This window comes from Aeromonas sp. s1(2024) (assembly GCF_040908005.1).
Taxonomy (GTDB): domain Bacteria; phylum Pseudomonadota; class Gammaproteobacteria; order Enterobacterales; family Aeromonadaceae; genus Aeromonas; species Aeromonas caviae.
The window spans coordinates 35901-59871 of record NZ_JBFOCW010000045.1 but is presented as its reverse complement, the minus strand read 5'-3'; the positions used below and the strand labels follow the sequence as shown (position 1 = coordinate 59871).

Genomic DNA, 23971 nt, shown 5'->3' with positions numbered 1-23971 from the left:
GCCAATACTCTCTTGCTTCGCGACTGGATACCTGGTTATGGACAACACTTCACGCTCTGCGCACCCGCTCTATGAGGATGTGCTCGCCTTGCTGACCGCAGCAGGCTTCGTTTCCCTCGGCATCTTCCTGTTCCATCAGGTCGGCCTGCTCACCGGTGGCACTGCCGGCCTGGCGTTGCTGCTGCAACAGGTGACCGGCATCAGCTTCGGTCTGCTGTTCTTCGCCATGAACCTGCCTTTCTATGCCCTGGCCTGGCTCAGAATGGGGCCGCGCTTCACCCTCAATACCTTTGCCGCCGTGGCCACCGTCTCCTTCATGACGGATCACCTCAACGCCGTGCTGCAAATCGGCAAGATCGAACCCGTCTATGCGGCGCTGATCGGCGGCACCCTGATCGGTATGGGGCTGCTCATCATGTTCCGCCACAAGGCGAGCCTGGGGGGCTTCAACATCCTGGCGCTCTTCATTCAGGACAGATGGGGTGTGCGGGCAGGCAAGCTGCAAATGGGGCTGGATTGCGCCATCGTCGTCGCCTCTTTCTTCGTGGTCTCCCCCTGGCTGCTGGTGCTTTCCGTGGTGGCCGCCATCATCTGTAATCTGGTGTTGACACTCAATCACAAGCCGGGGCGCTACCAGATAGCCTGATGTGCCCAGGGGATTACCCTGCTGGTCAGCCCAGGGCTGGATACCGCAAAAAGACAGAGCGCCTGATGGCGCTCTGTTGCTATCTGCCCCTGGGTGTCACACCACCATGGGGACGCCACTCTCGGGGTGGTGGATCACCTGTGCGGGGTAGTCGTAGAGGCGCGCGATGAGCGCCGGAGTCAGCACCTCGCCTGCGCTGCCGTCAGCCATCAGCCTGCCCTGCTCCAGCATCACCAGCCTATCGGCGTAGCGGGCTGCCAGATTGAGGTCGTGCAACACCACCAGCACGGCGGTGTTGCGACCGGCCAGCGCCCGGGCCATGGCGAGCAACTGGTGCTGGTATTTGAGATCCAGCGCCGAGGTGGGCTCGTCCAGCAGCAGCAGCCGCGCTTGCTGCGGTTCCTCCGGGGCCTGCCAGATCTGGGCCAGCACCCGGGCGAACTGCACCCGTTGACGCTCCCCGCCGGAGAGGCCGGGATAGAGGCGGTTCGCCAGATGGTCGACCCCGGCGTGGGTCATGGCGGCGCGGACAATCTCGTCGCGCCGGCTGGCAGGCTCGCTGTGGGGCAGCCGGCCCATGGCCACCACCTCTTCGCACAGGAAGGGGAAGCTCAAGGAGGAGCTTTGCGGCAGCACACCGACCCGGTGGGCCAGAGCGTTGTCGGCCCACCCCCTGCGGGTCTGGCCGAACAGGTGGATCTCCCCTTCATGTTCCAGCTCGCCGGTCAGGCACTTGAGCAGCGAGCTTTTGCCCGCCCCGTTGGGACCGAGCAGGGCGGTCAGGCTGCCAGCATGCAGGTCGAGATCCAGGCTGTCCAGGATAAGCCGGTTGCCACGACTGAGGCGAAGACCCCGGCAACTGAGCAGGGGGGAGGGGGATCCGGGCAAAGTGACGATCTCCTGTTACAGGGTTCGGCGGCTCTTGACCAAGAGCCAGATGAAGAAGGGGGCCCCCAGCAGGGCGGTGATGATGCCGACGGGCAGCTCGGCCGGAGCGAGCAGGGTACGCGCCAGCATGTCGGCCCCCAGCAGCAGGCCAGCCCCCAGCAGGGCAGACAGCGGCAACAGGCGGACATGGTTGGGACCGGCCAGCAGCCGTACCAGATGGGGAACCACCAGACCGACAAAGCCGATCATGCCGGCCACGGCCACCGCCACGCCGACACCGGCAGCAGTGAGCAGGATGAGGCGACGCTTCAGCGTCTGCACGTTCACCCCCAGGTGCCGCGCCTCTCCTTCTCCCAGCAGCAGGGCGTTGAGGGGATTGGCATCGTGCATGAACAGCAGCAGCAAAGCGGCCAGGGTCAGCAGCGCCAGCGTCACATCGATCGGCTTGCCTGCCGCCAGGGAGCCCATCTGCCACAGGCTCAGGTTGCGCAGCATCTGATCGTCCGCGAGATAGGTGAGTAGTCCGATGACGGCGCCGGAGAGCGCCGTGATGGCCACCCCGGCCAGCAGCATCACGGTGACCGAGGTGCCCCTTTCCCGGGTACCCAGCAGATAGACGAGGGTGGTGGTGAGGGCTCCGCCGAGAAAGGCGAGCAGGGGCAACAACCCCAGGCCGAGCAGACTCTGCAGGTGCGAGCCCAACGGGGCGAGCAGCACGATGGCCAGGGCCGCGCCGAGTGCCGCCCCACCCGACACCCCTATGATGCCGGGGTCTGCCAGGGGGTTGCGAAACAGTCCCTGCATGACGGCGCCGCAGAGGCCGAGAATGCCCCCCACGGCGATGCAGAGCAGGGTTCGTGGCAGACGGATCTCCTGCACGATCAATAATTTGTGAGCCTCAATCCCGCTCTGTGGTCCGGCAAACAGGGCGCGCAGGCTCTCGCCAAGGGAGAGGGACATGGGGCCGGTCGCGAGGGACCCGACCAGCAGCAACGTCAGCGCGCAGCCGGTCAGGGCGAGCAGCCAGGGCAGAGGCAGGCGCATCAGGAACCCTGCTTGATCCACTGGGCGATCTGGTTCGCCTGTTGCAAGGAACGAAGGCTGAGGCCCCCTTGCAGGGCATGCCCGTCGATGGCGTGGATGGCCTTGTTCTTGCCTGCCGGGGTGGCTGACAGGGCGGGCACCTGGCTCAGAACGGCGTCGGGATCCTGATACTGCTGCCAGTCGCGGCCGCTCACCAGCACCAGATCAGGTTGCAGCTCGATGAGGGATTCGGTGGAAACGGGCTTGTAGTCGTGGAGCTCAGCCACCGGATTGACGCCGCCCGCCAGGGTGACGAGGGCGCTGGCGGTGGTGTTGCCGCCAGCGATGCTGGTGGGCTGACCCTTGTGCAGCAGCAGGAAGGCGACCTTGAGGGGCTTGTTCTGCTTCGCCTGCGCCGCCAGGGTGTCGCTTTGGGCGGCAATTTGCTCCTTGAGCTTGCTCCCTGCCGCCTGGTTACCCAGGAGATGGGCCAGGGTGTCGATACGCTCGTTGAGGTTGGCCAACGTAGGGGCTGTGGCCATGACCTCGACCTTGACGTTGGCACGGCGCAACTGATCAAGCGTGCTGTTCGGGCCCATCTCGTCGCTGCCGACCACCAGGGTCGGAGAGAGGCTCAGTATCCCTTCGGCGGCGAGGGCGCGGTGATAGCCGACCTTGGGCACGCCTCTGGGCTCCGGACTGCTGACATCGGTAGCGACCAGGCTCTGCTCGCCTCCCAGCGCCAGGATGAGTTCCGTGGTGGCCGGGCCTATGCTGACGATACGCTCCACCGCCATGACGGATGGGGAAGAGAGGGAAAGGGCACAGCCGAGCAGGCTGAATGCGAGGGCAAAACGACGGCCCATGCGAACCTCCGAAGGGTGAATGAAATAGGGTTGCCGCCGAGAATATCAAGTCGCCCATCAAAATGCACTGAGAATGAAAGCGATTATCAATTGCGTTGCTTGGGGCGCTTTATTACAGTATCCGCCGCGACACCGAGCACCATCGCCAGATCATCCAGGGAGAACCGATGAGCATTGCACAACGCATTCACGCGCTGCTGGAGCAAGACCCCAGCGCCCACCCGTCCACCCTCGCCACCGAGCTGGCCGTCAGCGAGTGGGAGGTGGTACGCCATCTGCCTGCCGCCCTGATGACGCAAGTGCCGGCCGGGGAGGCCGAAGCCCTGCTGGCGGACCTGGCCAGCTGGGGTCAGGTGACCACCATCGTCGAATCCGATGGCTCCATCTTCGAGGTGAAGGCTCCCTTCCCCAAGGGCAAGAACGCGCGCGGCTACTACAACCTGATGGGGCGGGACGGCGAACTGCACGGTCACCTCAAGCTCGACAACGTGGCGGGCATCGCCCTGGTCAGCAAGCTCTTCATGGGCAAGGAGGGGCACTCCTTCCAGTTCTTCGGCCACAGTGGCCGCTGCATTTTCAAGATCTACCTGGGCCGGGACGAGCAGCGTCAACTGCTGCCTGAGCAGGTGGAGCGTTTCATGGCCCTGCGCCGTCAGTATCAAGAGGAAGTGAAAGCATGAGTGAACGTCAGGAGCGCCTGCAAAACCGCCTGCAACCGGAGATCCGCGAGTTCCGCGACGGTTGCCGTACCCTGCAGCTCGCCACTGTAGATGGCGAAGGCAACCCCAATGCCAGCTATGCCCCCTTCGTGCTGCAGGAAGATGGATACTATGTGCTCATCTCCGAGATAGCTCGCCACGCCCGCAACCTGCAACAGGTGCCCAAGGTATCGCTGATGCTGATCGAGGACGAAACCGGGGCCCGCGAGCTGTTTGCCCGCAAGCGTCTGACCTTCGATGCGGTCGCCGAGGTGGTGGCGCGCGACGACGCACGCTGGGAGAAGGCCGTTGCGGCGCTGGAAGGGCGCTTCGGCGAGATAGTCAAAGGGCTCTCCAACCTCAAGGACTTCGTGCTGTTTCGGCTCAAGCCCGAGCAGGGACTGTTCGTCAAGGGATTCGGTCAGGCATTCCGTGTCTCCGGCGACGAGCTGGTTGACTTCGTTCACCTGGTGGAAGGACACAAACGCATCGACAACGGCGCCGAGCTGACCAGCCCGGCGGATGAACCCGTTTGAGGGGACAGTTAGCGAGATGAGAAACGGGCAGCCTGGGCTGCCCGTTTTGTTGTTATGTCCCGGGTTACTCCTGCCAGCCTGCCTGGTTGGGGAAGGCATCGCGATCGGCCTGGGTGGCGCTTTCGTTGCATTCCCCGCGGATCTTCCAGGAGGTCTGGCTGAGGACGATATAGCCGCTTCGGCAATACTTGCGCGTGGCCAGCATCTGGGTGAGCTGCTCGTCCTGCAGGGCTTCCCGGCGTTCCAGCAGGCTCTTGTCGCGGTGGCTCAGCCGGTTGTCATCTCCCTCCTGCAACCGGGTGGGCAGGACGTCGAGAGGGGCGGCCTCAAAGGTGAAGCGCTTGCTCCCGTCGTCGCTGATATGGGTGTGGAACAGGGGGACCGGGCCATCGGGGGCTGCCCCCGGCAAGCCGGAGCAGGCGGTGAGCGCCGGTAACAGCAGCGTGAGGGCAACGGCAGAGAGTAGACGCACACAAGACTCCAATCGGGTGTTCACATCAGGACGGGCAGCTTAGCACGCCCGCTCGGGTTGAATGGTGGCCAGCAGCTCATCCGTCGTGAGCAGGGTCACGCTTCTGCCTTGAGGCAGGCTCAGATGCCGCCACATGAAGTGGTGGTGCTGGATGATCTGCTCCGCACTCAGGTGCGGCCTGTCCGCCGTGGTATGGGCGTCGGTCACCGCAAAGGCGTCAAAGCCCCTGGCGGCGGCGCTGCGCAACGTGGTATCGACGCAAAAGTCGGTGGCACAGCCGCAGATGAGCAGTCTGTCTACCGACTGCTCTGCCAGCAGGAAGCCGAGCTCGGTGTCGAGGAAGCTGTCACAGGCAGTCTTGCGCACCCGGCTGTCGTGGGGAGACGGGGTCAGATCGGCGTGCAGTTGCCAGCCTGCACTGCCAGGTTCCAGCTCGGAACCCGGTTCGTCGTGTTGCACATAGATGACCCGTCCGTGTTGGCCCCGCACGCGGTCGGCCAGACGATTGATGTTGGCGATGACCTGGGCATCCTGATGGCGGGGGTTATCGAACAACCCCTGTTGCATGTCGATGACGAGTAACACATCCATATGAAATCCTTGGGCTATTTTGAGGGTTGCAACCATTGGCTGCAGTCACGGCTTCGGGATTGATGCAGTGCGCCCATATCTTGCTTCATTTCCTTTGCATTTAGCCAGCGTTCCGGCAGGGGAGCGATGTGGACCCTGACGTCTGCGTCTCTCCCGGGGGCTGTCTCGTCACCGGTTTGCGGCACGATGAGTGCCACCTTGAGTGCCGGATTGCGGCTGGCGATGCGACTGGCGATCCCGAGCCCCCCTTCCACGTGGAAGTTGCCGGCGATATGCATGATGCGCCTGCCGGGATGCTTGCCCAGATAATCCACCATGCTTTCGGCCATGGTGTCGTCCCAGCTGGTCTGGGCGGCGAAGCGACGGGCGTTGCCGTCCGCATCCCCATGGTGCATGGAAGCCATGAACTTCTGGCGGTAGCCGTCATCCCCCAGAGTCAGCTCGCGGGCAAGCTGGCTGCGGCGATTGGCCGGCAGTTTGTCGAGCCAGGCCGATCCCTCCTGACCGACGCAGCTCACCAGAGGTTTGGGGGCATTGGCGGCAATCACTGGCAGGTGCTGCGCCTTGGCGAACTCCACCAGAGGGCGGTAATCACTCTGGTAGTTGGGCCAGGCATGGCCATCTCGAATGAGGGCCGATTCGCCGATGCGTCCGGCCAGGTAGGCATCCAGCAGCGGCTGATCGGCGCGGCTGAACTGCTCCATGGAAAGTACCAGGGCCCGGCCATCTGCCTGCGACGTCTCGTCAAGCCCCGCCAGCAGACGTGCCTGCAACAGATGGATGGCCGGGTGAGTGTGAAGTTCCCCCACCAGCACGATGTCGGCATCCGCCACCCGCGCCACCGCCTGCTCGAAGGTCAGCGCCTGCCCCTGGGCCGTATCGAGCCGTGCGTGATAGAGGGTCTCGGGTGGAGTGTTCTGCGGCGTGGTGGCGCAGGCGGCCAGCAGCAGGGGCAGGGCGAGCAGGGGGAGTCGTCGGTTCATGGTTACTCACTCAAGAAACAGGGGATGGGAAAAGGCTGCACCATGGGATGGCGGCATGGCGAGCAAAAAGTGGCGCCAGTGTAAGGGGGAATGATGACAAAGTGAAATGAGAATGATTCACTTTATTATTGATCTTTGTCTCTGGCGGGGTAATATGCCTTCCGCTTGATAATAATTCTCAATAAGGACTTTGCAGTGGCGCACAACAACACCCCCTCCCTGATAGCCCTCGCCGTGGCGGCCGGGCTGATCTCCCCCGCTTTCGCCGCAGACAAGAAAGCCGATGAAGTCATGGTCGTCAGCGGCTCCCGGATGGAACAGAAGCTGGAAGATGTTTCCGGTCCCATCGCCGTCATTACCTCGGAGCAGATTGAAGAGCAGGTCGTCAGCAACGTCGCCGACCTGTTCCGCTATGAGCCCGGGGTGAGCGTGCAGGGAGGCGCAGGAGATGCCCAGACTTTCACCATTCGCGGCATGAGCGAAAACCGGGTCAAGGTGGTGCAGGACGGTGTGCGCCAGAACGATGCCTACAAGAACGGCGGCGTGGGTCAGACCTACTTCGACACCGACATGATCAAGCAGGTGGAAGTGGCCAAAGGGCCGGCCTCCGCCGCTTACGGTTCCGATGCTCTGGGAGGCGTCATTGCCATCACCACCAAGGATGCTGGCGACTTCCTCAAGGGCCGCGACAGCTATCTGGATGCGACCACGGGTTATGCCTCCAGCAGCCACCAGAGAATGGCCGGCATCACGGGGGCGCTGCGCACCGGGGAAGTCGAGAACCTGCTGCGCTACACCTGGCGCGATGGCGGTGTCACCCAGAATTATGACGGCGACAAGAACGAGTTCGACATCGTCAGCCAGGCCGTGCTGTTCAAGAGCAAGTGGAATCTCTCCGATGATCAGTTCCTGAAACTGACGGTGGATTACTTCACCGAGGGGCAGGATCCGGATGCCATCGATCTGACCAAGGCGGGCTCCGTCTTCAACCAGCCCATTACCGACAAGGAGACCGACAACCTCTCCCTGGTACTGGATCATGGCCTCGCCCTGAACGCCCCCTGGGCGGATCGCGTGGACAGCAAGATCTACTACAGCCGCGCCAAGCAGACCCTGGATCAGTACGCTTCGTCCAAGTATCCGGTCATGCCGGGCAACCCCTATGTGACCAAGAACTCCCTGGATCACAACGGTTTCGAGCAGGAGAGCCTGGGCGCCCAGGTGAAGTTCAACAAGGCGCTCGCCAGCCAGCGTCTGGCCTGGGGCCTGGAATACGAGCACACCGACAACGAGCGCACCCGCTTCAAGGGGCCGACCGTTCCGGGTGACTTCGTCGGCTACAACGAGCTGAGCTTCCCCTCCACCACCAGCGAGCGCAGTGCGCTCTGGGCCTTTGACGAGATCAAGTTCGGCGAGCGTTGGGTGCTGACCCCGGGCGTGCGTTACGACTACTACAAGATGACCCCGGACGAGGATCCCGCCTACACGGGCGAGAACATGAAGAAGATCTCCGAAGGGGAGTTCTCTCCCAAGCTGGGGCTGGTGTTCAAGGCGCACGAGGCAGCGAACCTGTTCGCCCAGTACAGCCACGGCTTCAAGGCGCCCATGTATGACAACGCCTTCTCCACCCTGAACCACCAGGCGTATGGCTATCGCATCGAGCCCAACCCGAACCTCAAGCCAGAGAGCAGCGACGGCATCGATCTGGGGGTGCGCGGCAGCCGTGGCGGGTTCAGCTATGAAGTGGCCACCTTCTACAACAAGTTCGACGACTTCATCGAGCTGACGGCCGTGGGTACCGAAGGCCGTACCGCCCTCTATCAGTACCAGAACCTGGACAAGGCGACCACCAAGGGGGCCGAGGCCAAGGCGGACTACTGGTTGAACGAGCTGGTCAACGTCTGGGGCAACCTGGCCTACATCGAGGGCAAGGATGGCGAGGGCAACTACATCAACAGCCTGAGCCCCCTGAACGGCAGCGTCGGGGTGCGTCTGGAGCAGCCGAACTGGAACATCAACACCGCATTGCGCTTTGCCGACGACATGGACAAGGTGGGCAAGGATGCGCGAGGCAACGACAACATCAAGAGCGCAGGCTGGGGCGTGGTGGATCTCTATGCCCAGTTCAAGCCGGTGCAGGACCTGCAGCTCAACGTGGGGGTATTCAACCTGTTTGACAAGGAGTACGTGAGCTACGAGAGCATCACCGGCCTTGCCGCCACCGCGGATACCAGCAAGCAGACCGAGCCTGGCCGCAACCTCAGTGCACGGGTCAAGTACGTGTTCTGATGGTCGTGGACCAGCATGAAGGAAAAGGGGCCCTCGGGCCCCTTTTGTCATGAAGGTCGGCGTCTGCAAAAAAGAAACCCGCCAGGGGCGGGTGGAAGGATTGCAACACTCATCAGGAAGCGGTGTTACCCAATAGACAGGGGGATGTGACAAAGGTTCAACTTTATTGATATTTATGGTTTTTATCTGTCATGCCGCCTGGGGATCCCCGCCCCGAAATCGGTTATCATTTGTGCCCCTTGTCATGCAGCCCGAGCCTCTATGCCCGCGTTCTCTTGGTTAGCCCTGTTTTTTGGCGCCTTCTACTTCGTTTATGGCGCCTACCTGCCGTTCTGGTCGCTCTGGCTGGAAGGCATCGGGGTGAGTACTGAACAGATAGGGCTGTTGCTGGGGGTGGGCATGGCCATCCGCTTTGCCGGCAACCTGATGGTGATGGGGCGAGTCAAGGGGGCCGGCCAGTTGCTGCCCGTCACCCGGCTGCTCTGTCTGCTGAGTCTGCTGGCCTTCCTCGGTTTCTATCTGGGCCACAGCCTCTGGTGGCTGGTGGTGCTGACCCTCGCGGCCAACTTCATCTACCCGACCCTGATGCCCATGGGAGAGGCGCTTGCCACCCGCATGGTGGTTCAGACCCACCTCGACTACGGCAAGGTGCGGCTGTGCGGCTCCTTTGCCTTTATCGTCGCCTCCACCCTGGTGGGGGCCCTGGTGGGCAACTTTGGCAGCGACTGGGTGCTGCACACCATGGTGGCCGGGCTGCTGATCATGCTGGGGCTCAGCCTGCTGCCGCTGCGACCCGCCCCCCGGGAGCTGCAAGGGGAGCGGGCCAAGGCCTCGCTGCTCGTCACGCTCAGGTCGGCCCCGGTGCGCCGCTTCCTGCTCATCACCGCCCTGCTGCAGGGGAGTCATGCGGCCTACTACGGTTTCAGCGCCATCTACTGGAAGAGCGCCGGCTACAGCGGCACCCTGATCGGGTATCTCTGGGCTCTGGGAGTGGTGGCGGAGATCGCCATGTTCGCCGCGGACAAGCGCTTCCTCCAGCGCTTCGGCGCCCAGATGCTGTTTCTGGTGGGGGCCCTTGGCTGCGTGGTGCGCTGGGTGCTGCTCGGCAGTTCTACCGACCTGGCGGTGCTGGTGCTTGGCCAGCTGCTGCACGGGGTCACCTTCTGCGTCAGCCACCTCGGCGCCATCCGCTTCATGACCCGCCAGTTGCCCGCGGAGCAGCAGATCCCCACCCAGGCGCTCTATGCGGCGCTCGGCCTCGGCATGACGGTGGCGGCCCTGATGGCGATCTGCGGCGTGCTGTTCGAGCCGCTGGGAGGCAGTATCTTCTTTATCATGGTGCTGGTAGTGCTGCCGGTCTTCGTGTTGCGGCTGCGTGAAGAGAGCCCTGAACAGGGCCGATGACACAGGTCTGCCGGTCTCTGGCGCGGCAGGCCTCCGACTTATCTGGAAAAGGGAAGTAGAGAGATGCACCAAGGATGGCTGCTGATCGGGTTGTCGCTCGCCTATCTGGGCTTGCTGTTCCTCATCGCCTATGTGGCGGACAAGAACAAGCGCCGTCGCCCCAAGGGGCAGCCTCTGCTCTACAGCCTGTCGCTGGCGGTCTATTGCACCTCCTGGACCTTCTTCGGCACCGTGGGCCAGGCCAGCGAATCCCCCTGGTCGCCGGTGCCCATCTACCTGGGCCCCATGCTGGTGTTCCTGTTTGGCTGGCGCCTGCTGGCCCGCCTCATCCTGGTGGCCAAGCGCGAGCACATCACCTCCATCGCCGATTTCATTGCCGCTCGTTATGGCAAGTCCCAGCGCCTGGCCATGGTGATCAGCCTCATTGCCGTCATGGGGATACTTCCCTATCTGGTGCTGCAGCTCAAGGCGATCGTCACCGGGCTCGATCTGCTGATGGCCAACAGCACGGGGGTCAGCCCCACCAGCAACATGGCGGAGCTGGCGCTGGGGGTCACCCTGCTGCTGGCCCTATTCAGCATTCTGTTCGGCACCCGCAACCTGGATGCCACCGAGCACCACAGGGGCATGGTGGTGGCCATCGCCTTCGAGTCCGTGGTCAAGCTGCTCGCCTTCATGGCGGTGGGGGGCTTTGCGCTCTGGCTCATCATCGCCAGACCGAGCGAGGCGCGTACCCTGGTGGCGGGCGACTTCCTCGATGCAGTGGTGGCGGTGACGCCGGGCAGTCTGCTGGAGCTCGCCATCTACACCCTGATCGCCATGTGTGCCGTCATCTGCCTGCCGCGCCAGTTTCACGTGACCGTGGTGGAGAACAACCAGGGGCAGGATCTGCACTGGGCCCGCTGGATCTTCCCCCTCTATCTCTTCCTGATGGGGCTCTTCATCTGGCCGCTGGCGCTGGCAGGCAAGCAGTGGGTCGGGGCAGACATGGCATCGGACACCTATGTGATAAGCCTCCCCATGTCCCTCGGATTCGACGGCATGGCGATGCTGGCATTTCTCGGCGGCACCTCGGCAGCCACCGGCATGGTGATCGTCTGCACCATCGCCCTGGCCATCATGGTGAGCAACGATCTGGTGTTGCCGGTCCTGCTGCGCCGGGTCTGGCAACAGGGGCGGGACGAGCGCCTGATGCGGTTGCTGCTGCAGGTGCGTCGGGGCGCCATCTTGCTGATTTTGCTGGCGGCCTGGGCGCTCTATCTCTGGCTCGGGGATCTCACCAGTCTGTCGCGCATCGGCTATCTCTCGTTCGGGGCCGTGGCCCAGTTCGCACCGGCCCTGCTGCTCGGCCTGTACTGGCGTCATGGCAATCGCAAGGGCGTCTATCTCGGACTCACCCTCGGGGTCAGCCTCTGGTTCGTGACCCTGCTGGCGGAGAGCGGACTGCTGGCTGGCTCCCCTCTCGAAGCCCTGCTGGCGCCCCCAGACTGGCCGGCGGTGCGGGATCTGAGTCTGGGGGCCTGGTGCCTCTTCCTGAGTCTTCTGCTCAACCTCGCCGGCTATGTGGCGGGCTCCCTGCTGTCACGGGCGGCGGTGAGCGAGCGGCTGCAGGCCGCCAACTTCGTCGGCAAGACGAGCCGGGACACCTCAGCGCTCTATCATGCGCGGGTCTCGGTGAAGGAGCTGGAGATGCTGGCGGCCCGCTTCGTCGGTTCCAGCCGCGTCAAGCGGGCCTTCGGTCGCTTCGCCGGCGAGCGGGGAGGCACCCTGGCGCCCCAGATGCAGGCCTCCGCCGAGCTCATCGCCCACACGGAGCGACTGCTGGCGGGGGTATTCGGCACCTCGTCCGCCCGCCTGGTGCTGGCCTCCGCCTTGCAGGGACGCAACATGCAGCTCGAGGAGATCGCCACCATAGTGGACGAGGCCTCCGACATGTTCCGCTTCAACCGCGGCCTGTTGCAGGGGGCAATCGAACACATGGGGCAGGGGATCTCCGTGGTGGACAGGGAGCTCAGGCTGGTGGCCTGGAACCGACGCTACATCGAGCTGTTCTCCTATCCCCCCGGTCTCATTCAGGTGGGCCGTTCCATCGAGGAGATCATCCGCTACAACGCTGGGCAGGGGCTGTGCGGCGCGGGGGACGTGGAGGCCCAGGTGGCGCGTCGGGTCGCCTTCATGAAGCGCGGCAGCCCCCACATCTCGGCCCGGGAGCGCCCGGATGGCCGGGTGATCGAGATGCAGGGCAACCCCATGCCTGCGGGGGGCTTTGTCATGACCTTCACCGATATCACCCCGTTCAGGGCGGCGGAGCGGGTGCTGCGGGAAGCGAACGAGCACCTGGAGGCGCGGGTGGCCGAGCGCACCCACGAGCTCTCCGAACTCAACCGCCAACTGCTGCTGGTAAACCAGCAGGTGGAGCGGGCCAACCAGTCCAAGAGCCGGTTCCTTGCGGCGGTGAGCCACGACCTGACCCAGCCGCTGAACGCGGCCAAGCTCTTCACCTCCTCCTTGCTGGAGATGCTGCCCCCGGAGGACGAACCGGCCCGCATCGCTCGCCACATCGACGACGCCCTGGGGGCGACCGAGGATCTCATCACGGATCTGCTGGACATCTCGCGCCTCGAGGCGGGCAAGTTCAAGGCGAAGAAGCTCGATTTCGCCCTGAGCGATGTGCTGGACAATCTCAAGGCGGAATTCGGCGTGCTGGCCCAGGCCGGTGGGATCCAGTTCTCCGTGGTGGAGAGCCGCCTTGCGGTCTACAGCGATGTGCGCTTGCTGCGGCGGGTGTTGCAGAACTTCCTCACCAACGCATTTCGCTACAACCCCGGCGGTCGGGTGCTGCTCGGCTGTCGCCGCATGGGGGAGAAGGTGCGCATCGAGGTGTGGGACAACGGCCCCGGCATCCCGGAGGGCAAGCAGGAGGCGATCTTCGACGAGTTTTCCCGCCTCGATCACTCCCGCACCGCCAGGGAGCAGGGGCTTGGCCTCGGGCTCGCCATCGCCCGCGGCATCTCGCTGGTGCTGGGTCATCAGCTCTCCCTGCGCAGCTGGCCCGGAGCGGGGTCCGTCTTTGCCATCACCCTGAACCTCGCGACCCGGCCCGTCATCCCCAGCCAGGTGACGACCCCGGCCCTGCGAGACAGTCAGCTGGAAGGGGTCAGGATCCTCTGCATCGACAACGAGGAGGATATCCTCATCGCCATGGCCTCGCTGTTGGGACGCTGGGGCTGCGAGGTGCGCTGTGTCCAGAGCCTGGAGCAGGCGGAAGAGATCATCGACGGCGGCTTCCTGCCTGCGCTGGTGCTGTCGGATTATCACCTGGATGACGGCAAGACCGGGTTGCAGGCGCTGCACATGATCAGGCTGGCCCACGGCAACGGTATCGGCGGCATCATCATCAGTGCGGATCGCAAGAGCGAGTTGCAGGCACAGATCCGTGAGCACGGCTTCGGCTACGTGAGCAAACCGGTCAAACCTCTCAAGCTGCGCGCCCTGATGAACAGCCTGCTGATGCCGGTTCAGTGACTGGTCTCACAGAATCGAGCATTGGCTGAACATTTTCTGGATGCCATCCAGGTGCCATGATCGCCGATGATGGCGCCTCTTTCGTCGCCATTTTTCGTGATTGGTGATAATTGAGTCTTGCTGGGTGTCACTTTTGGCAGGTGGCACCCGGGCGACTCTCCTCTATAGTCATTCGGCGATTATTTTTGTCGCAAATCAAGTTGTGCAAAAAGGCAAACCGGATGAAAGTCCGGGACGCAAAGCTTCCGGTCTAAGGGTCTGCGTACCTAGGATAGCGGGGCCACCACAGGTTGTATCGTCCATGGGCCAAGCCATGGTTGCGATGTTGTCTGCGTTACCTGGCAGGTTGCGTTGCCTTTTTCGTTGTTAATTCCAATAACGAAATAAGGAAGTTCAAATATGTTAAGTCCAAAACTTTCCCTGCTGGCGCTTCTGGTCGGGGGGCTTTGCACTACCTCCGCCTTCGCCGCTGCCCCGGGCAAACCCACCATTGGATCCGGCCCCACCAAGTTTGCCATCGTTGAAGTCAATCAGGCCGCTTCGGCCTACAACCAGCTGGTGACCGTCCACAAGGATGGCGCTCCCGTGAGCGTGACCTGGAACCTCTGGTCCGGTGACGTCGGACAGACCGCCAAGGTACTGCTCGATGGCAAGGAGGTGTGGTCAGGCCCGGCCTCCGCCGCGGGTACCGCCAACTTCAAGGTCACCAAGGGGGGGCGTTACCAGATGCAGGTGGCCCTGTGCAACGCCGACGGCTGCACCCTCTCCGACAAGAAGGAGCTGATGGTCGCCGATACCGACGGCAGCCACCTGGCGCCGCTCAATGCGCCCCTCAAGGAGAACAACAAGCCCTACGCCAACAAGTCCGGCAAGGTGGTGGGGGCCTACTACGTGGAGTGGGGAGTCTATGGTCGCAAGTTCACCGTGGACAAGATCCCGGCCCAGAACCTGACCCATATCCTCTACGGCTTCACCCCCATCTGCGGTGGCAATGGCATCAACGACAGCCTCAAAGAGATCTCCGGCAGCTTCGAGGCGTTGCAGCGATCCTGTGCCGGCCGCGAAGACTTCAAGGTCTCCATCCATGATCCCTGGGCGGCGATCCAGATGTCCCAGGGCAACCTCAGCGCCTGGGATGAGCCCTACAAGGGCAACTTCGGCAACCTGATGGCCCTCAAACAGGCCCATCCGGACCTCAAGATCCTGCCGTCTGTCGGTGGATGGACCCTCTCCGATCCCTTCTATTTCCTGGGTGACAAGACCAAGCGCGATACCTTCGTCGCCTCGGTCAAAGAGTTCCTGCAGACCTAGAAATTCTTCGACGGCGTGGACATCGACTGGGAGTTCCCGGGCGGACAGGGGGCCAACCCCAGCCTGGGCGGCCCGAATGACGGCGCCACCTATGTGGTGCTGATGAAGGAGTTGCGAGCCATGCTCGATGAACTGGAAGCCGAGACCGGCCGCCAGTATGAGCTGACCTCGGCCATCAGCGCCGGAGGCGACAAGATCGCCAAGGTGGATTATCAGGCGGCCCAGCAGTACATGGACCACATCTTCCTGATGAGCTACGACTTCAGCGGCGCCTTCGACCTGACGAGTCTGGCCCACCAGACCAACCTCTTTGCCTCCAGCTGGGATCCGGCCACCAAGTACACCACCGACAAGGGCGTCAAGGCGCTGCTGGGTCAGGGGGTGACACCGGGCAAGATAGTGGTGGGGGCGGCCATGTATGGCCGTGGCTGGACCGGAGTGAAGAACTACCAGGCCGGCAACCCCTTCACCGGCACCGCCACCGGACCGGTGAGCGGTACCTGGGAAAATGGCGTGGTGGATTACCGCGACATCGTCAACAACCGCATGGGCGCAGGCTGGGAGCAGGGCTATGACGAGTCGGCCGAGGCCCCCTATGTCTTCAAGGCCAGCAGTGGTGACCTCATTACCTTCGACAACGACCGCTCGGTCAAGGCCAAGGGGCAGTACGTGCTGGCGAACCAGCTCGGCGGTCTGTTCGCCTGGGAAATTGATGCGGACAACGGCGACATCCTCAACGCCATGCACGAGGGGCTGGGCCACGGCGAGGGTACGCTGCCGCCGGTCAACAAGCCGCCGGTTGCCAATGCCGGCAGCGATCTGAGTGCCACCGGCCCGGCCGAGGTGACCCTCAACGGCAGTGCCTCCCATGATCCGGAAAACGGGGCGCTGACCTACAGCTGGAAACAGGTCTCCGGACCCCAGGCCAGCCTGCTGGATGCCACACAGGCCAAGGCCCGTGTGGTACTGGATGCCGTCAGCAGCGACATCAATCTGGTGTTCGAGCTGACCGTGACCGACGATCAGGGGCTCTCGGCCAAGGATCAGGTGGTGGTCACCAACAAGGCGCCGCAGCCGAACCTGCCCCCCGTGGTCAGCGTACCGGCCAGTGCGACCGTCGAGGCCGGCGAGCAGGTGAGCATCAAGGCCACCGCTTCCGACCCTAATGGTGATGCCTTGAGCTATCAGTGGACAGTGCCGGCCGGTCTTAGCTCCACCGGTCTGGACAGCGCGACCCTGGTGGTCACGGGCTCGAACGTGACCAGTGACACGGCCTACGATCTGACCCTGGTGGTCACCGACGGGGCGCTGGATGCCACAGCCGTTACCCGCCTGACCGTCAAGCCGGCCAGTACAGGTGGTGGCTGCGAGGCCAGCGATCCGGATGCGGCCAACCATCCTGCCTGGAGTGCAGGTACCGTCTACAACACCAATGACAAGGTGAGCCACAAGCAACTGGTGTGGCAGGCCAAGTATTGGACCCAGGGCAACGAGCCGAGCCGCACCGCCGATCAGTGGAAACTGGTGAGCCAGGTGCAACTGGGTTGGGATGCCGGAGTGGTCTACAACGGCGGTGATGTCACCAGCCACAACGGCCGCAAGTGGAAGGCCCAGTACTGGACCAAGGGCGATGAGCCCGGCAAGGCCGCTGTCTGGGTCGATCAGGGCGCGGCGAGCTGCAACTGATCTGCCGTGATGAAAAATGGGGCCGAGGGCCCCATTTTTGTCTTGCTGCGTGGTCGGATGTCTCTTCCCTGTCAGGGGAAAGGCGCACTCGCTTTGTCAAAAAGGCCCGTCAGGGCCTTTTTTCATGGTATGTCACCGGTTCACAGCGGTTTTTGCCACAGGCTGAGCAGCAGATCCTGCTCGAGGGCGTCGGGCCCCTGATGGGTGAAGGCGTGACGCTGCTCGCCGCTGGCACGCCAGCCGAGGCGACTGGTCTCCAGAATGTGCTCGCGCAGGCCCTGATCCAGCGCCGTACTGAACTGGGCGCGTTGCTGGGCAACATTGACGAGCCCGGTGAGGGCGGGCCAACTCAGGGGATGTTCCATGCTCACCGGATTGAGGCTGACGCGCAATTGCCACTGATGGCGAGGGCCGGGCTGCACGTGGAGCAGATAGCCGCCCGGCGCCAGCCAGCTGACCAGGAGTTCCGTCTTAACCTTGAGGTCGTTGACCAGCAGCACCTGGGTCGTGCCAGGCAGCAGCGGGGCGCGCGCCGGGTCGGCGATGACGAACTGGCCTTCCGGTTGCGCCTTGTTGGCGGCGAAGATGGCATTCTTGGCCAGATCGAAACCGCCGACCTGCCAGCCGGGCAGCCGCTCAGCCAGGGCGCGGCAGTAGTACCCCTCGCCGCAGCCGAGGTGGACAAGTTCGCGCTCGCCAAGAGGAGCGAGCAGGTTCGCCATGGCGTCCACCAGAGGCAGTTGGTGGCCTTGTTCCAGGAAGCGGCGCTTGGCGCGCAGCAGGGCCCGGCTGTCGCTGTCCTTGGGGTTCTTCTTGCCGGGGATGAGGTCCAGATAGCCTTCCGGTGCGGGATCGAAATGGTGCTTGTTGTCGCAATAGACCCCGCGGGAGGCGGCATGAAGGTGCAGGGGGCTGCGGCAAAGGGGGCATTGAAGGTGCATAGGAGTTCTCTTGGCGAAGGCCATGACGGCGGGGCGTTCGGGATTATAGGGGAGAGGATCGGAAAAGGCTGCCATGGGCAGCCTTTTTATCCAACGGCGCTGTGCGGGCGCCGTCGGCGGAACCCGGTCAGCGGGTACCAAACACCACTATGGTCTTGCCGTGGGCGGAGATGAGCTCCTGCTCTTCCAGCATCTTGAGGATGCGGCCGACGGTTTCACGGGAGCAGCCGACGATCTGGCCGATCTCCTGGCGGGTGATCTTGATCTGCATGCCATCCGGGTGGGTCATGGCATCCGGCTGTTTGGCCAGGTTGAGCAGGGTCTGGGCAATGCGGCCGGTCACGTCCAGGAAGGCGAGGTTGCCGACCTTCTGGCTGGTGTGTTGCAGGCGCTTGGCCATTTGACCGGATAGACGCATCAGGATGTCCGGGTTGACCTGGATCAGCTGGCGGAACTTCTTGTAGGAGATCTCGGCGACTTCACAGGCGCCTTTGGCACGCACCCAGGCGGAACGCTCCGGATTCTCGTTCTCTTCGAACATCCCCATCTCGCCCAGGAAATCCCCCTGATTCAGGTAGGAGAGGATCATCTCCTTGCCTTCGTCATCCTTGATCAGGACGGCGACGGTGCCCTTGACGATGTAGTAGAGGGTTTCCGCTTTTTCACCGGCGTGGATCAGGGTGCTCTTGGCGGGATACTTATGAATGTGGCAATGCGACAAGAACCACTCAAGGGTGGGATCGCTTTGCGGTTTGCCAATGATCATGAGACTTCCTCTGTAGTGTCATTTTTATGGACTGTGCGTCCAGGCAAGTTGCCAAGCTTGCCATTCCTTACTCTTTGGTCGCAGTAGAATAAGAGCCTTTGCCTGTGCTGACAAGGCTTTGGGGTTTTGCCGTCCACCGGTGAGCCGCCATCTGCTGCGTCGTCCGGGGCATTCTAGGCAAGAAGAGGAGTTCGGATGTTGATTTCGATCTATTTCCCTTTGGGTCGTCGCCCGTTTCGCAGGAGAGGCTTGTTGCCCCAAACGGGGCTTTATCGTCGGGAACGGGCAAGATCCTGGCGCATGTGCCACTCGACCCCGGCTTGAGGTATGCTATGGGCGTTAGAACCGTCGTCATTGAGAGGAAAGTGAGAGATGAAAGCCAAGGTCAGCTGGGTGGAAGGCATGAAGTTTGTGGGGGAGAGCGAGTCCGGTCATCAGGTGACCCTGGATGGCGCCAACCCGGGTGAAGGTGCCAGCCCGATGGAGATGATCCTGCTGGCTGTCGGCGGTTGCAGCTCCATCGATGTGGTCTCCATCCTGGAGAAGGCCCGTCAATCCGTGACCGCCTGCCATGTCGAACTGGAAGGGACCCGCGCCGATACCGTTCCCCGGGTATTTGAGCAGATCCACCTCAAGTTCGTGGTGACCGGCAAGGGTCTGGCGGAGAAGCAGGTCGCCCGTGCGGTGGATCTGTCCATGGAAAAATATTGTTCAGTTTCCCTGATGTTGGAAAAAGCGGTAGAAATTACCCATAGTTATCAAATCCTTGAGGGTTGACCGCTATAGTTTGTCCCGTCGATAACGCCATGACATAAGGAAAGTGCGATGAAAAAAATGATGATGTTGCTTCCCCTGTTCGGTCTGGCCGCCTGCAGCATGCCGCAGCCGACCCAGTATCAATACAGCCAGTATCAGTGCGGGGAAGAGTTGCTGGCCATCACCTATGATGCCCAGGCCGACATGGTGCAGTTCCCTTATGCCGGTGTCTATCACAAGCTGGGGCGCATCGAGTCGCCCAAAGAGACTGCCAGCTATTCCGACGGGGTGACTACCTTCTCCCGTCAGGACAAGCAGGCTACCCTGGTCAAGAGCGGTGTGACCCAGCTGACCTGCGAGTTGAAGTGACCCTGATGCCGTCACGGCGTGCATGGAAAACGGCCTGCGTGAAGCAGGCCGTTTTTGTTGAAAGAGACATCAGTCTGACGGTAGCGAGCCCAGCAACTGGGCGGCCAGTTGCTGGCTAAGCTGGCCACGGGCCTCCTCTGCGACAGGCACGTCGCTGGCGAGCTGGATGGCGCTGCTCCACACCGCTTTCTGGCTATGCCCGTCGAGCAGCACGACGGCCAGGGTCCCCTTGCGGGCATTGGCGGCGGCGTTCAGGCCCGGTGTCATGCCGAGGCGGGAGAAGATCTCGCCATCGCTCATGTCCTGGCTGCCAGCTACCCCGATGGCGACCCAGACGTCGGCCTCATCCAGGGGAACGCTGCGCCAGCCTTTGCCGTCCAGCTGCCGGATGACGGCCTGCTGTACCGGCTCGAGCCAGGGCGCGGCGCTGTTGCCCGCATACTGGAATTGTTCGGCCAGCGCATAGCGTGGTGTCGCCCCGTAGGTCCAATGCTCCGCCGGGCGAACCACCATGGTGCCCGTTTCGACCGTGGGTGCGGCGGGGCCGGAGCTGCAACCCCCCAGCAGGGTTGCCAGCATGAATGAGAGAAGTGCAGCGCGCATCGTTAAGCTCCTTGGCTCAGGTGATCTTGCCCGTTTCGATCAGTTGCTGGATCAGGGGGCGCAGGATCAGTTCCATTGCGAAGCCCATCTTGCCACCCGGCACGACGATGGTGTTCATCCTGGACATGAAGGCGCCGTCAATCATCGACAGCAGGTAGGGGAAGTCCACCTGCTTGATGCCCCGAAACCTGATCACCAGCATACTCTCGTCCAGGCTGGGTATCACCTTGGCGCTGAAGGGGTTGGAAGTATCGACGGTCGGCACCCGCTGGAAGTTGATGTGGGTGCGGGAGAACTGCGGCGTGATGAAGTTGATGTAGTCATCCATGGAACGCACGATGGAGTCGGTCACCGCCTCGCGGGAGTGGCCGCGTTCCGAGGTGTCGCGAATGAGCTTCTGGATCCACTCCAGGTTGACGATGGGCACCACGCCGATGAGAAAGTCCACGTGCCGCGCCACGTTGTGCTCCCCCGTGACCACGCCGCCATGCAGTCCTTCGTAGAACAGCAGATCCGTCTCGCCGGGCAGATCCTGCCAGGGGGTGAAGGTGCCAGGCATCTGGTTGAAAGGCACTGCCTCGTCGAAGCTGTGCAGATAGCGCCGGTACTGGCCTGTGCCGCTCTGGCCATACTCCTGGAAAAAGGACTCCAGCAGACCGAAATCGTTGGCCTCCGGGCCGAAGTAGCTGATATGCCGCCCCTGCTCCCGGGCCTTGCGGATCGCCACGTCCATCTCGGGCCTGGTGTAGCGGTGAAAACTGTCCCCCTCGACCACGGCCGCCTTGTATCCAAGCTGGTGGAACATGGAGCGGAAGGCGTTGGTGGAGGTGGAAGTACCGGCACCGGACGAACCGGTGACCGCGATGATGGGATGCTTGGCGGACATAGAATTCTCTCTTCCTTGGGAGTTCCGTTATAAGGGGTGGCCCAAAGTGCGGTCAAGTGCGCCGTCATCCTCCTGCAGCCACCACGCTTCCCGGCAATAGCGGTGAACGAGGGCTGCCCTGTGCTCTGGGTACGTTGGAATAGGTGCTTCTGGATGGCGAACTGGCCATGCGGCCTGATGGTGCGAGTTGGATAGGGGGAGGGCGGGGTGAGCCGCCCGATAAGCCGTGACCGCGCTACGCTTGGGGGAAGTCGTCAGTGGGTGACTTGCTTAAATGAGTCTTTGGGACGACATTGACACTTTCGTGCAGCTCGCTGTAGACAAGCACGGCGCTACCTTGTAGCAATTGTTGCCTGACTGCTTCGACCTTGTCGGTCAGGCTGACATCCTGTTCACCGTATTCGGTGCCTTCTTGCAGCACAAAGTGTTCGAGCAGGTTGGTGAGGGTGTCCGGCTCCAGTTCTTGCCAGGGGATAATCATGATTTCATCTTCACTCAGTGGGTTGCGGATATTGTCGGTGTCTGGTCGGCAAGCGCAAGGGATTTGTCTCGTTTTGGACGAGGGGTGCCATGCAATCCATTGACGCACGCCGACCCTCCAGTCAATTCGAACAGCACCTGTTCGATGCCCGCCGCCGCGCCCTGAGCGCCGGTTTGCGCTGGTACTGGGTCATCAATCTCATCGCCCTCGTATTTCTGCTGACCCGCTTCTACATCTATCGGGATGCACACCTGGTACTGGTCGGCAACCTGCCCTGGTCCTACAAATGGCAGCTCTTTGCCATGATAGGTGTTGGCCTGCTGCTGCCGCTCGGGTGGGGCTGGCTCTCCCGTCAATCCCATGCCATCTGGCTGGTGTCCCTGTGCGTCTGTGCCCTGGCCTGGGGGCTGGCCTGGGCCATGGTGGGTTACACCATCTCGATCGTCGACTTGAAGGGGGGCTTCAGTTTCATTTTCAACATGGTCAGTCTGTTGCTGCTGACCGGTCTCGTCGCCGCGTATTGCGATGTGCGGCTGTTTTACGCACTGGTTTCTGTCCCCCTGCTGTTCTTGCTGATGAGAGCCTCCTGGAGTCCTGAGCCCTTTGTTCTGGTCAATACCATCGTGGTCGGGGTCTTGCTGGTAGTGCTGGAGACGGGGCGGCGCATGCTCAACGGCTGGTTCGAGCTTGCGGTGTCAAGGGAACACGACAACCTGATGCTGGCAAACAAGATGAATGCCATGGCCAACCGGGATCCCCTGACCGGCATAGCCAACCGTCGCCACTTCGATCAGGCGTGCAAGCGTGCCATTGCGCAAGGCACCACCCAGGATGTACCGCTCACCGTGATCCTGCTCGATGTGGATTTCTTCAAGCGCTACAACGATCGCTATGGTCATCAGGCGGGGGATGAGTGCCTGATCCTGGTGGCCGAGTGCCTGGAGGAGAGTGTGCGGGAGCCCGGCGATCTGGTGGCGCGCTACGGGGGAGAGGAGTTCGTGGTGTTGCTGCAGGAGACGACGCTGGCCGGTGGCCAGGAGGTGGCGGAGCGCATTCGCGCCACTCTGGCGGCCAGGGCTCTGCCCCATGAGGATTCCGACGTTTCCCCCCACCTCACCCTGAGCCAGGGGATAGCCCAGTGGCGAACCGGGGAGAGCCTCGTCATGTTGCTCGAGCGAGTCGATAGTGCCCTCTATCAGGCCAAGGAAGAGGGGCGCAACGGTTATCGGCTCGCACCCTGAGTCTGCTCCCGCAACCACTGGCTGATGCGCTCATCCAGCCAGAAGCGGGGGCGCCAGGGGGAGCCGTGCAGGAAGCCCACGTGGCCGCCCTGTCTGCTCAGCTCGTAGCGCACCAGAGGGGAGAGCTGCTCCGCCGCCGGAATGACGGCATCGGTCATGAAGGGATCGTCGGCGGCGTGAATGACGAGGGTCGGGATGGGAATGCGGGCCAGCAGGCCCAGGCCGGAGCAAGTCTGGTAGTAGTGATCGGCGCTTTCGAAACCATGGAGCGGTGCCGTCACCAGCTCGTCGAACTCCCTCAGTGTGGCGATGCGGGTGATCTGGGCCGGCTGCCAGCGCGCCCGTGCCGCGCTCTGGCGCCGGATCTTGCTTTGCAGGTTGGTTCGCATGGTGCGCAGCAGGTAGTTCTGATAGACCCGTGAGAAGCCCTGATTGACCCGATCGGCACAGCTTGCCAGTTGCAGCGGGGCCGACACTACTACCGCCGCCTTCAATGGTGCCGGGCAGGCCCGCGCCAGCAGATTGACCAGCATGTTGCCCCCCAGGGAATAGCCGATGGCGACCAGGGGACGGCCAGGAAAACGCCGCCCCAGCTCGGCAATCACCGCTTGGGCGTCCTCGATGGCGCCTGAGTGATAGGCCTGCAGCAGCCGATTCGGCTCGCCACTGCACCCCCGAAAGTGCATCAGCACCGCCTCGTTCCCTTGCCGCTGCAGGTGGTCAAAGAGCCCCTTGGCATAGTGGGAGTGAATGCTCCCCTCCAGTCCGTGGAACACCACCACCAGGGGTTGTTCATCCTGGCCGGGTTCGCCGCTCCAGGCCAGATCAACGAAATCGCCGTCCGGAAGTTCGAAGCGCTCCTGGATGAAGCGGGCAGGCGAGCGGCGCAGCCACTTGGGCAAAATGGTTTGCAGATGGGGGTTGCGGGCCCACCAGGGGGCGTGAAAGTGGCTTTCTGTCAACATGCAACGACTCGGAAGAGCAGGGAGGAAAAGGGGGCGGCGAGCCCT

The 23971-nt window shown here is 62.8% G+C and carries 21 protein-coding genes, 1 pseudogene and 1 riboswitch; of the genes and pseudogenes, 10 read left to right on the top strand and 12 right to left on the bottom strand.

Features of this window, described 5'->3' with window-relative positions; all coding sequences use genetic code 11:
* Nucleotides 1-37: 37 nt before the first annotated feature.
* Nucleotides 38-646 (top strand): YitT family protein, encoded by a 609-nt coding sequence (locus AB5Y70_RS10695; RefSeq protein WP_010673223.1) that lies wholly within the window; start codon nt 38-40, stop codon nt 644-646.
* Nucleotides 647-742: 96 nt separating this feature from the next.
* On the opposite strand, the gene AB5Y70_RS10690 is transcribed toward AB5Y70_RS10695, so the two are convergent.
* From AB5Y70_RS10690 to AB5Y70_RS10680, 3 genes are read right to left on the bottom strand one after another with little or no spacing between them, the layout of a single operon-like run.
* Nucleotides 743-1534 carry a heme ABC transporter ATP-binding protein gene (locus tag AB5Y70_RS10690; protein ID WP_042016790.1) on the bottom strand — a complete coding sequence of 264 codons (792 nt, stop codon included), beginning with the start codon at nt 1532-1534 and terminating at the stop codon, nt 743-745.
* A 15-nt stretch (nt 1535-1549) separates the two neighbouring features.
* The gene (locus AB5Y70_RS10685; protein WP_279990443.1) at nt 1550-2581 is read right to left on the bottom strand and encodes an iron ABC transporter permease; all 1032 of its coding nucleotides are present in this window, start codon (nt 2579-2581) and stop codon (nt 1550-1552) included.
* Entirely contained in the window at nt 2578-3423 is an 846-nt protein-coding gene (locus AB5Y70_RS10680) for a hemin ABC transporter substrate-binding protein (RefSeq protein WP_279988829.1), read from the bottom strand. The genes AB5Y70_RS10685 and AB5Y70_RS10680 overlap by 4 nt, the downstream gene beginning before the upstream one ends.
* 167 nt (nt 3424-3590) lie before the next feature.
* Between AB5Y70_RS10680 and hutX the strand changes: the two genes are divergently transcribed.
* Together hutX and hutZ are read left to right on the top strand one after the other, a co-directional pair.
* Nucleotides 3591-4103, top strand: a complete 513-nt coding sequence (hutX, locus tag AB5Y70_RS10675) for a heme utilization cystosolic carrier protein HutX (RefSeq protein WP_041214612.1) — start codon at nt 3591-3593, stop codon at nt 4101-4103.
* Nucleotides 4100-4657, top strand: coding sequence for a heme utilization protein HutZ (hutZ, locus tag AB5Y70_RS10670; RefSeq protein ID WP_010673228.1), 558 nt, complete (start codon nt 4100-4102; stop codon nt 4655-4657). The genes hutX and hutZ overlap by 4 nt, the downstream gene beginning before the upstream one ends.
* 64 nt (nt 4658-4721) lie before the next feature.
* Here the strand turns inward: hutZ and AB5Y70_RS10665 are convergent, their stop codons facing one another.
* Genes AB5Y70_RS10665 through AB5Y70_RS10655 form a run of 3 tightly spaced genes read right to left on the bottom strand, consistent with a single transcriptional unit; the run spans nt 4722 to nt 6703 of the window.
* Nucleotides 4722-5129 carry a hypothetical protein gene (locus tag AB5Y70_RS10665; protein ID WP_279988831.1) on the bottom strand — a complete coding sequence of 136 codons (408 nt, stop codon included), beginning with the start codon at nt 5127-5129 and terminating at the stop codon, nt 4722-4724.
* A gap of 39 nt (nt 5130-5168) precedes the next feature.
* Nucleotides 5169-5720, bottom strand: coding sequence for a cysteine hydrolase family protein (locus AB5Y70_RS10660; protein WP_010673230.1), 552 nt, complete (start codon nt 5718-5720; stop codon nt 5169-5171).
* 14 nt (nt 5721-5734) lie between these two features.
* The gene (locus AB5Y70_RS10655) at nt 5735-6703 is read right to left on the bottom strand and encodes a ChaN family lipoprotein (protein ID WP_279988833.1); all 969 of its coding nucleotides are present in this window, start codon (nt 6701-6703) and stop codon (nt 5735-5737) included.
* 195 nt (nt 6704-6898) lie between these two features.
* Here AB5Y70_RS10655 and AB5Y70_RS10650 point away from each other — a divergent pair, with 195 nt between their 5' ends.
* From AB5Y70_RS10650 to AB5Y70_RS10635, 4 genes and pseudogenes are all read left to right on the top strand, one after another.
* Nucleotides 6899-8992: a TonB-dependent hemoglobin/transferrin/lactoferrin family receptor gene (locus AB5Y70_RS10650; protein WP_042881282.1), complete on the top strand. Its 2094-nt coding sequence runs from the start codon at nt 6899-6901 to the stop codon at nt 8990-8992.
* A gap of 261 nt (nt 8993-9253) precedes the next feature.
* Nucleotides 9254-10396 (top strand): 3-phenylpropionate MFS transporter, encoded by a 1143-nt coding sequence (locus tag AB5Y70_RS10645; protein WP_279988835.1) that lies wholly within the window; start codon nt 9254-9256, stop codon nt 10394-10396.
* Between the two features lie 63 nt (nt 10397-10459).
* The gene (locus tag AB5Y70_RS10640) at nt 10460-13921 is read left to right on the top strand and encodes a PAS domain-containing hybrid sensor histidine kinase/response regulator (protein WP_279988837.1); all 3462 of its coding nucleotides are present in this window, start codon (nt 10460-10462) and stop codon (nt 13919-13921) included.
* A gap of 201 nt (nt 13922-14122) precedes the next feature.
* Nucleotides 14123-14209: riboswitch (cyclic di-GMP riboswitch) on the top strand.
* Nucleotides 14210-14320: 111 nt separating this feature from the next.
* A pseudogene (locus AB5Y70_RS10635) lies at nt 14321-16918 on the top strand (glycosyl hydrolase family 18 protein).
* A gap of 140 nt (nt 16919-17058) precedes the next feature.
* Here AB5Y70_RS10635 and AB5Y70_RS10630 read toward each other — a convergent pair.
* Both AB5Y70_RS10630 and crp read right to left on the bottom strand, forming a co-directional pair.
* Complete coding sequence (locus AB5Y70_RS10630; RefSeq protein WP_279988841.1) at nt 17059-17859, bottom strand: putative RNA methyltransferase; 801 nt, start codon at nt 17857-17859, stop codon at nt 17059-17061.
* Between the two features lie 127 nt (nt 17860-17986).
* Nucleotides 17987-18625, bottom strand: a complete 639-nt coding sequence (crp, locus tag AB5Y70_RS10625; RefSeq protein WP_010673237.1) for a cAMP-activated global transcriptional regulator CRP — start codon at nt 18623-18625, stop codon at nt 17987-17989.
* A 372-nt stretch (nt 18626-18997) separates the two neighbouring features.
* On the opposite strand from crp, the gene AB5Y70_RS10620 reads away from it, so the two are divergent.
* Nucleotides 18998-19402, top strand: coding sequence for an OsmC family protein (locus AB5Y70_RS10620; RefSeq protein ID WP_010673238.1), 405 nt, complete (start codon nt 18998-19000; stop codon nt 19400-19402).
* A gap of 48 nt (nt 19403-19450) precedes the next feature.
* Entirely contained in the window at nt 19451-19750 is a 300-nt protein-coding gene (locus AB5Y70_RS10615) for a hypothetical protein (protein WP_010673239.1), read from the top strand.
* A 69-nt stretch (nt 19751-19819) separates the two neighbouring features.
* Here the strand turns inward: AB5Y70_RS10615 and AB5Y70_RS10610 are convergent, their stop codons facing one another.
* The 3 genes from AB5Y70_RS10610 to AB5Y70_RS10600 form a co-directional block, all read right to left on the bottom strand.
* The gene (locus AB5Y70_RS10610; RefSeq protein ID WP_048208269.1) at nt 19820-20353 is read right to left on the bottom strand and encodes a lipoprotein; all 534 of its coding nucleotides are present in this window, start codon (nt 20351-20353) and stop codon (nt 19820-19822) included.
* A 16-nt stretch (nt 20354-20369) separates the two neighbouring features.
* Nucleotides 20370-21239 (bottom strand): phosphoribulokinase, encoded by an 870-nt coding sequence (locus AB5Y70_RS10605; protein WP_010673241.1) that lies wholly within the window; start codon nt 21237-21239, stop codon nt 20370-20372.
* Between the two features lie 235 nt (nt 21240-21474).
* On the bottom strand, nt 21475-21720 hold the full coding sequence (locus AB5Y70_RS10600) for a YheU family protein (RefSeq protein ID WP_010673242.1): 246 nt from the start codon (nt 21718-21720) through the stop codon (nt 21475-21477).
* An 89-nt stretch (nt 21721-21809) separates the two neighbouring features.
* Between AB5Y70_RS10600 and AB5Y70_RS10595 the strand changes: the two genes are divergently transcribed.
* A complete protein-coding gene (locus tag AB5Y70_RS10595; protein ID WP_182935863.1) occupies nt 21810-22961 on the top strand; it encodes a GGDEF domain-containing protein in 1152 nt (383 codons plus the stop codon).
* Here AB5Y70_RS10595 and AB5Y70_RS10590 read toward each other — a convergent pair.
* Nucleotides 22943-23926, bottom strand: a complete 984-nt coding sequence (locus tag AB5Y70_RS10590; RefSeq protein WP_279988845.1) for a hydrolase — start codon at nt 23924-23926, stop codon at nt 22943-22945. The genes AB5Y70_RS10595 and AB5Y70_RS10590 overlap by 19 nt on opposite strands.
* Nucleotides 23927-23971 lie beyond the last annotated feature (45 nt).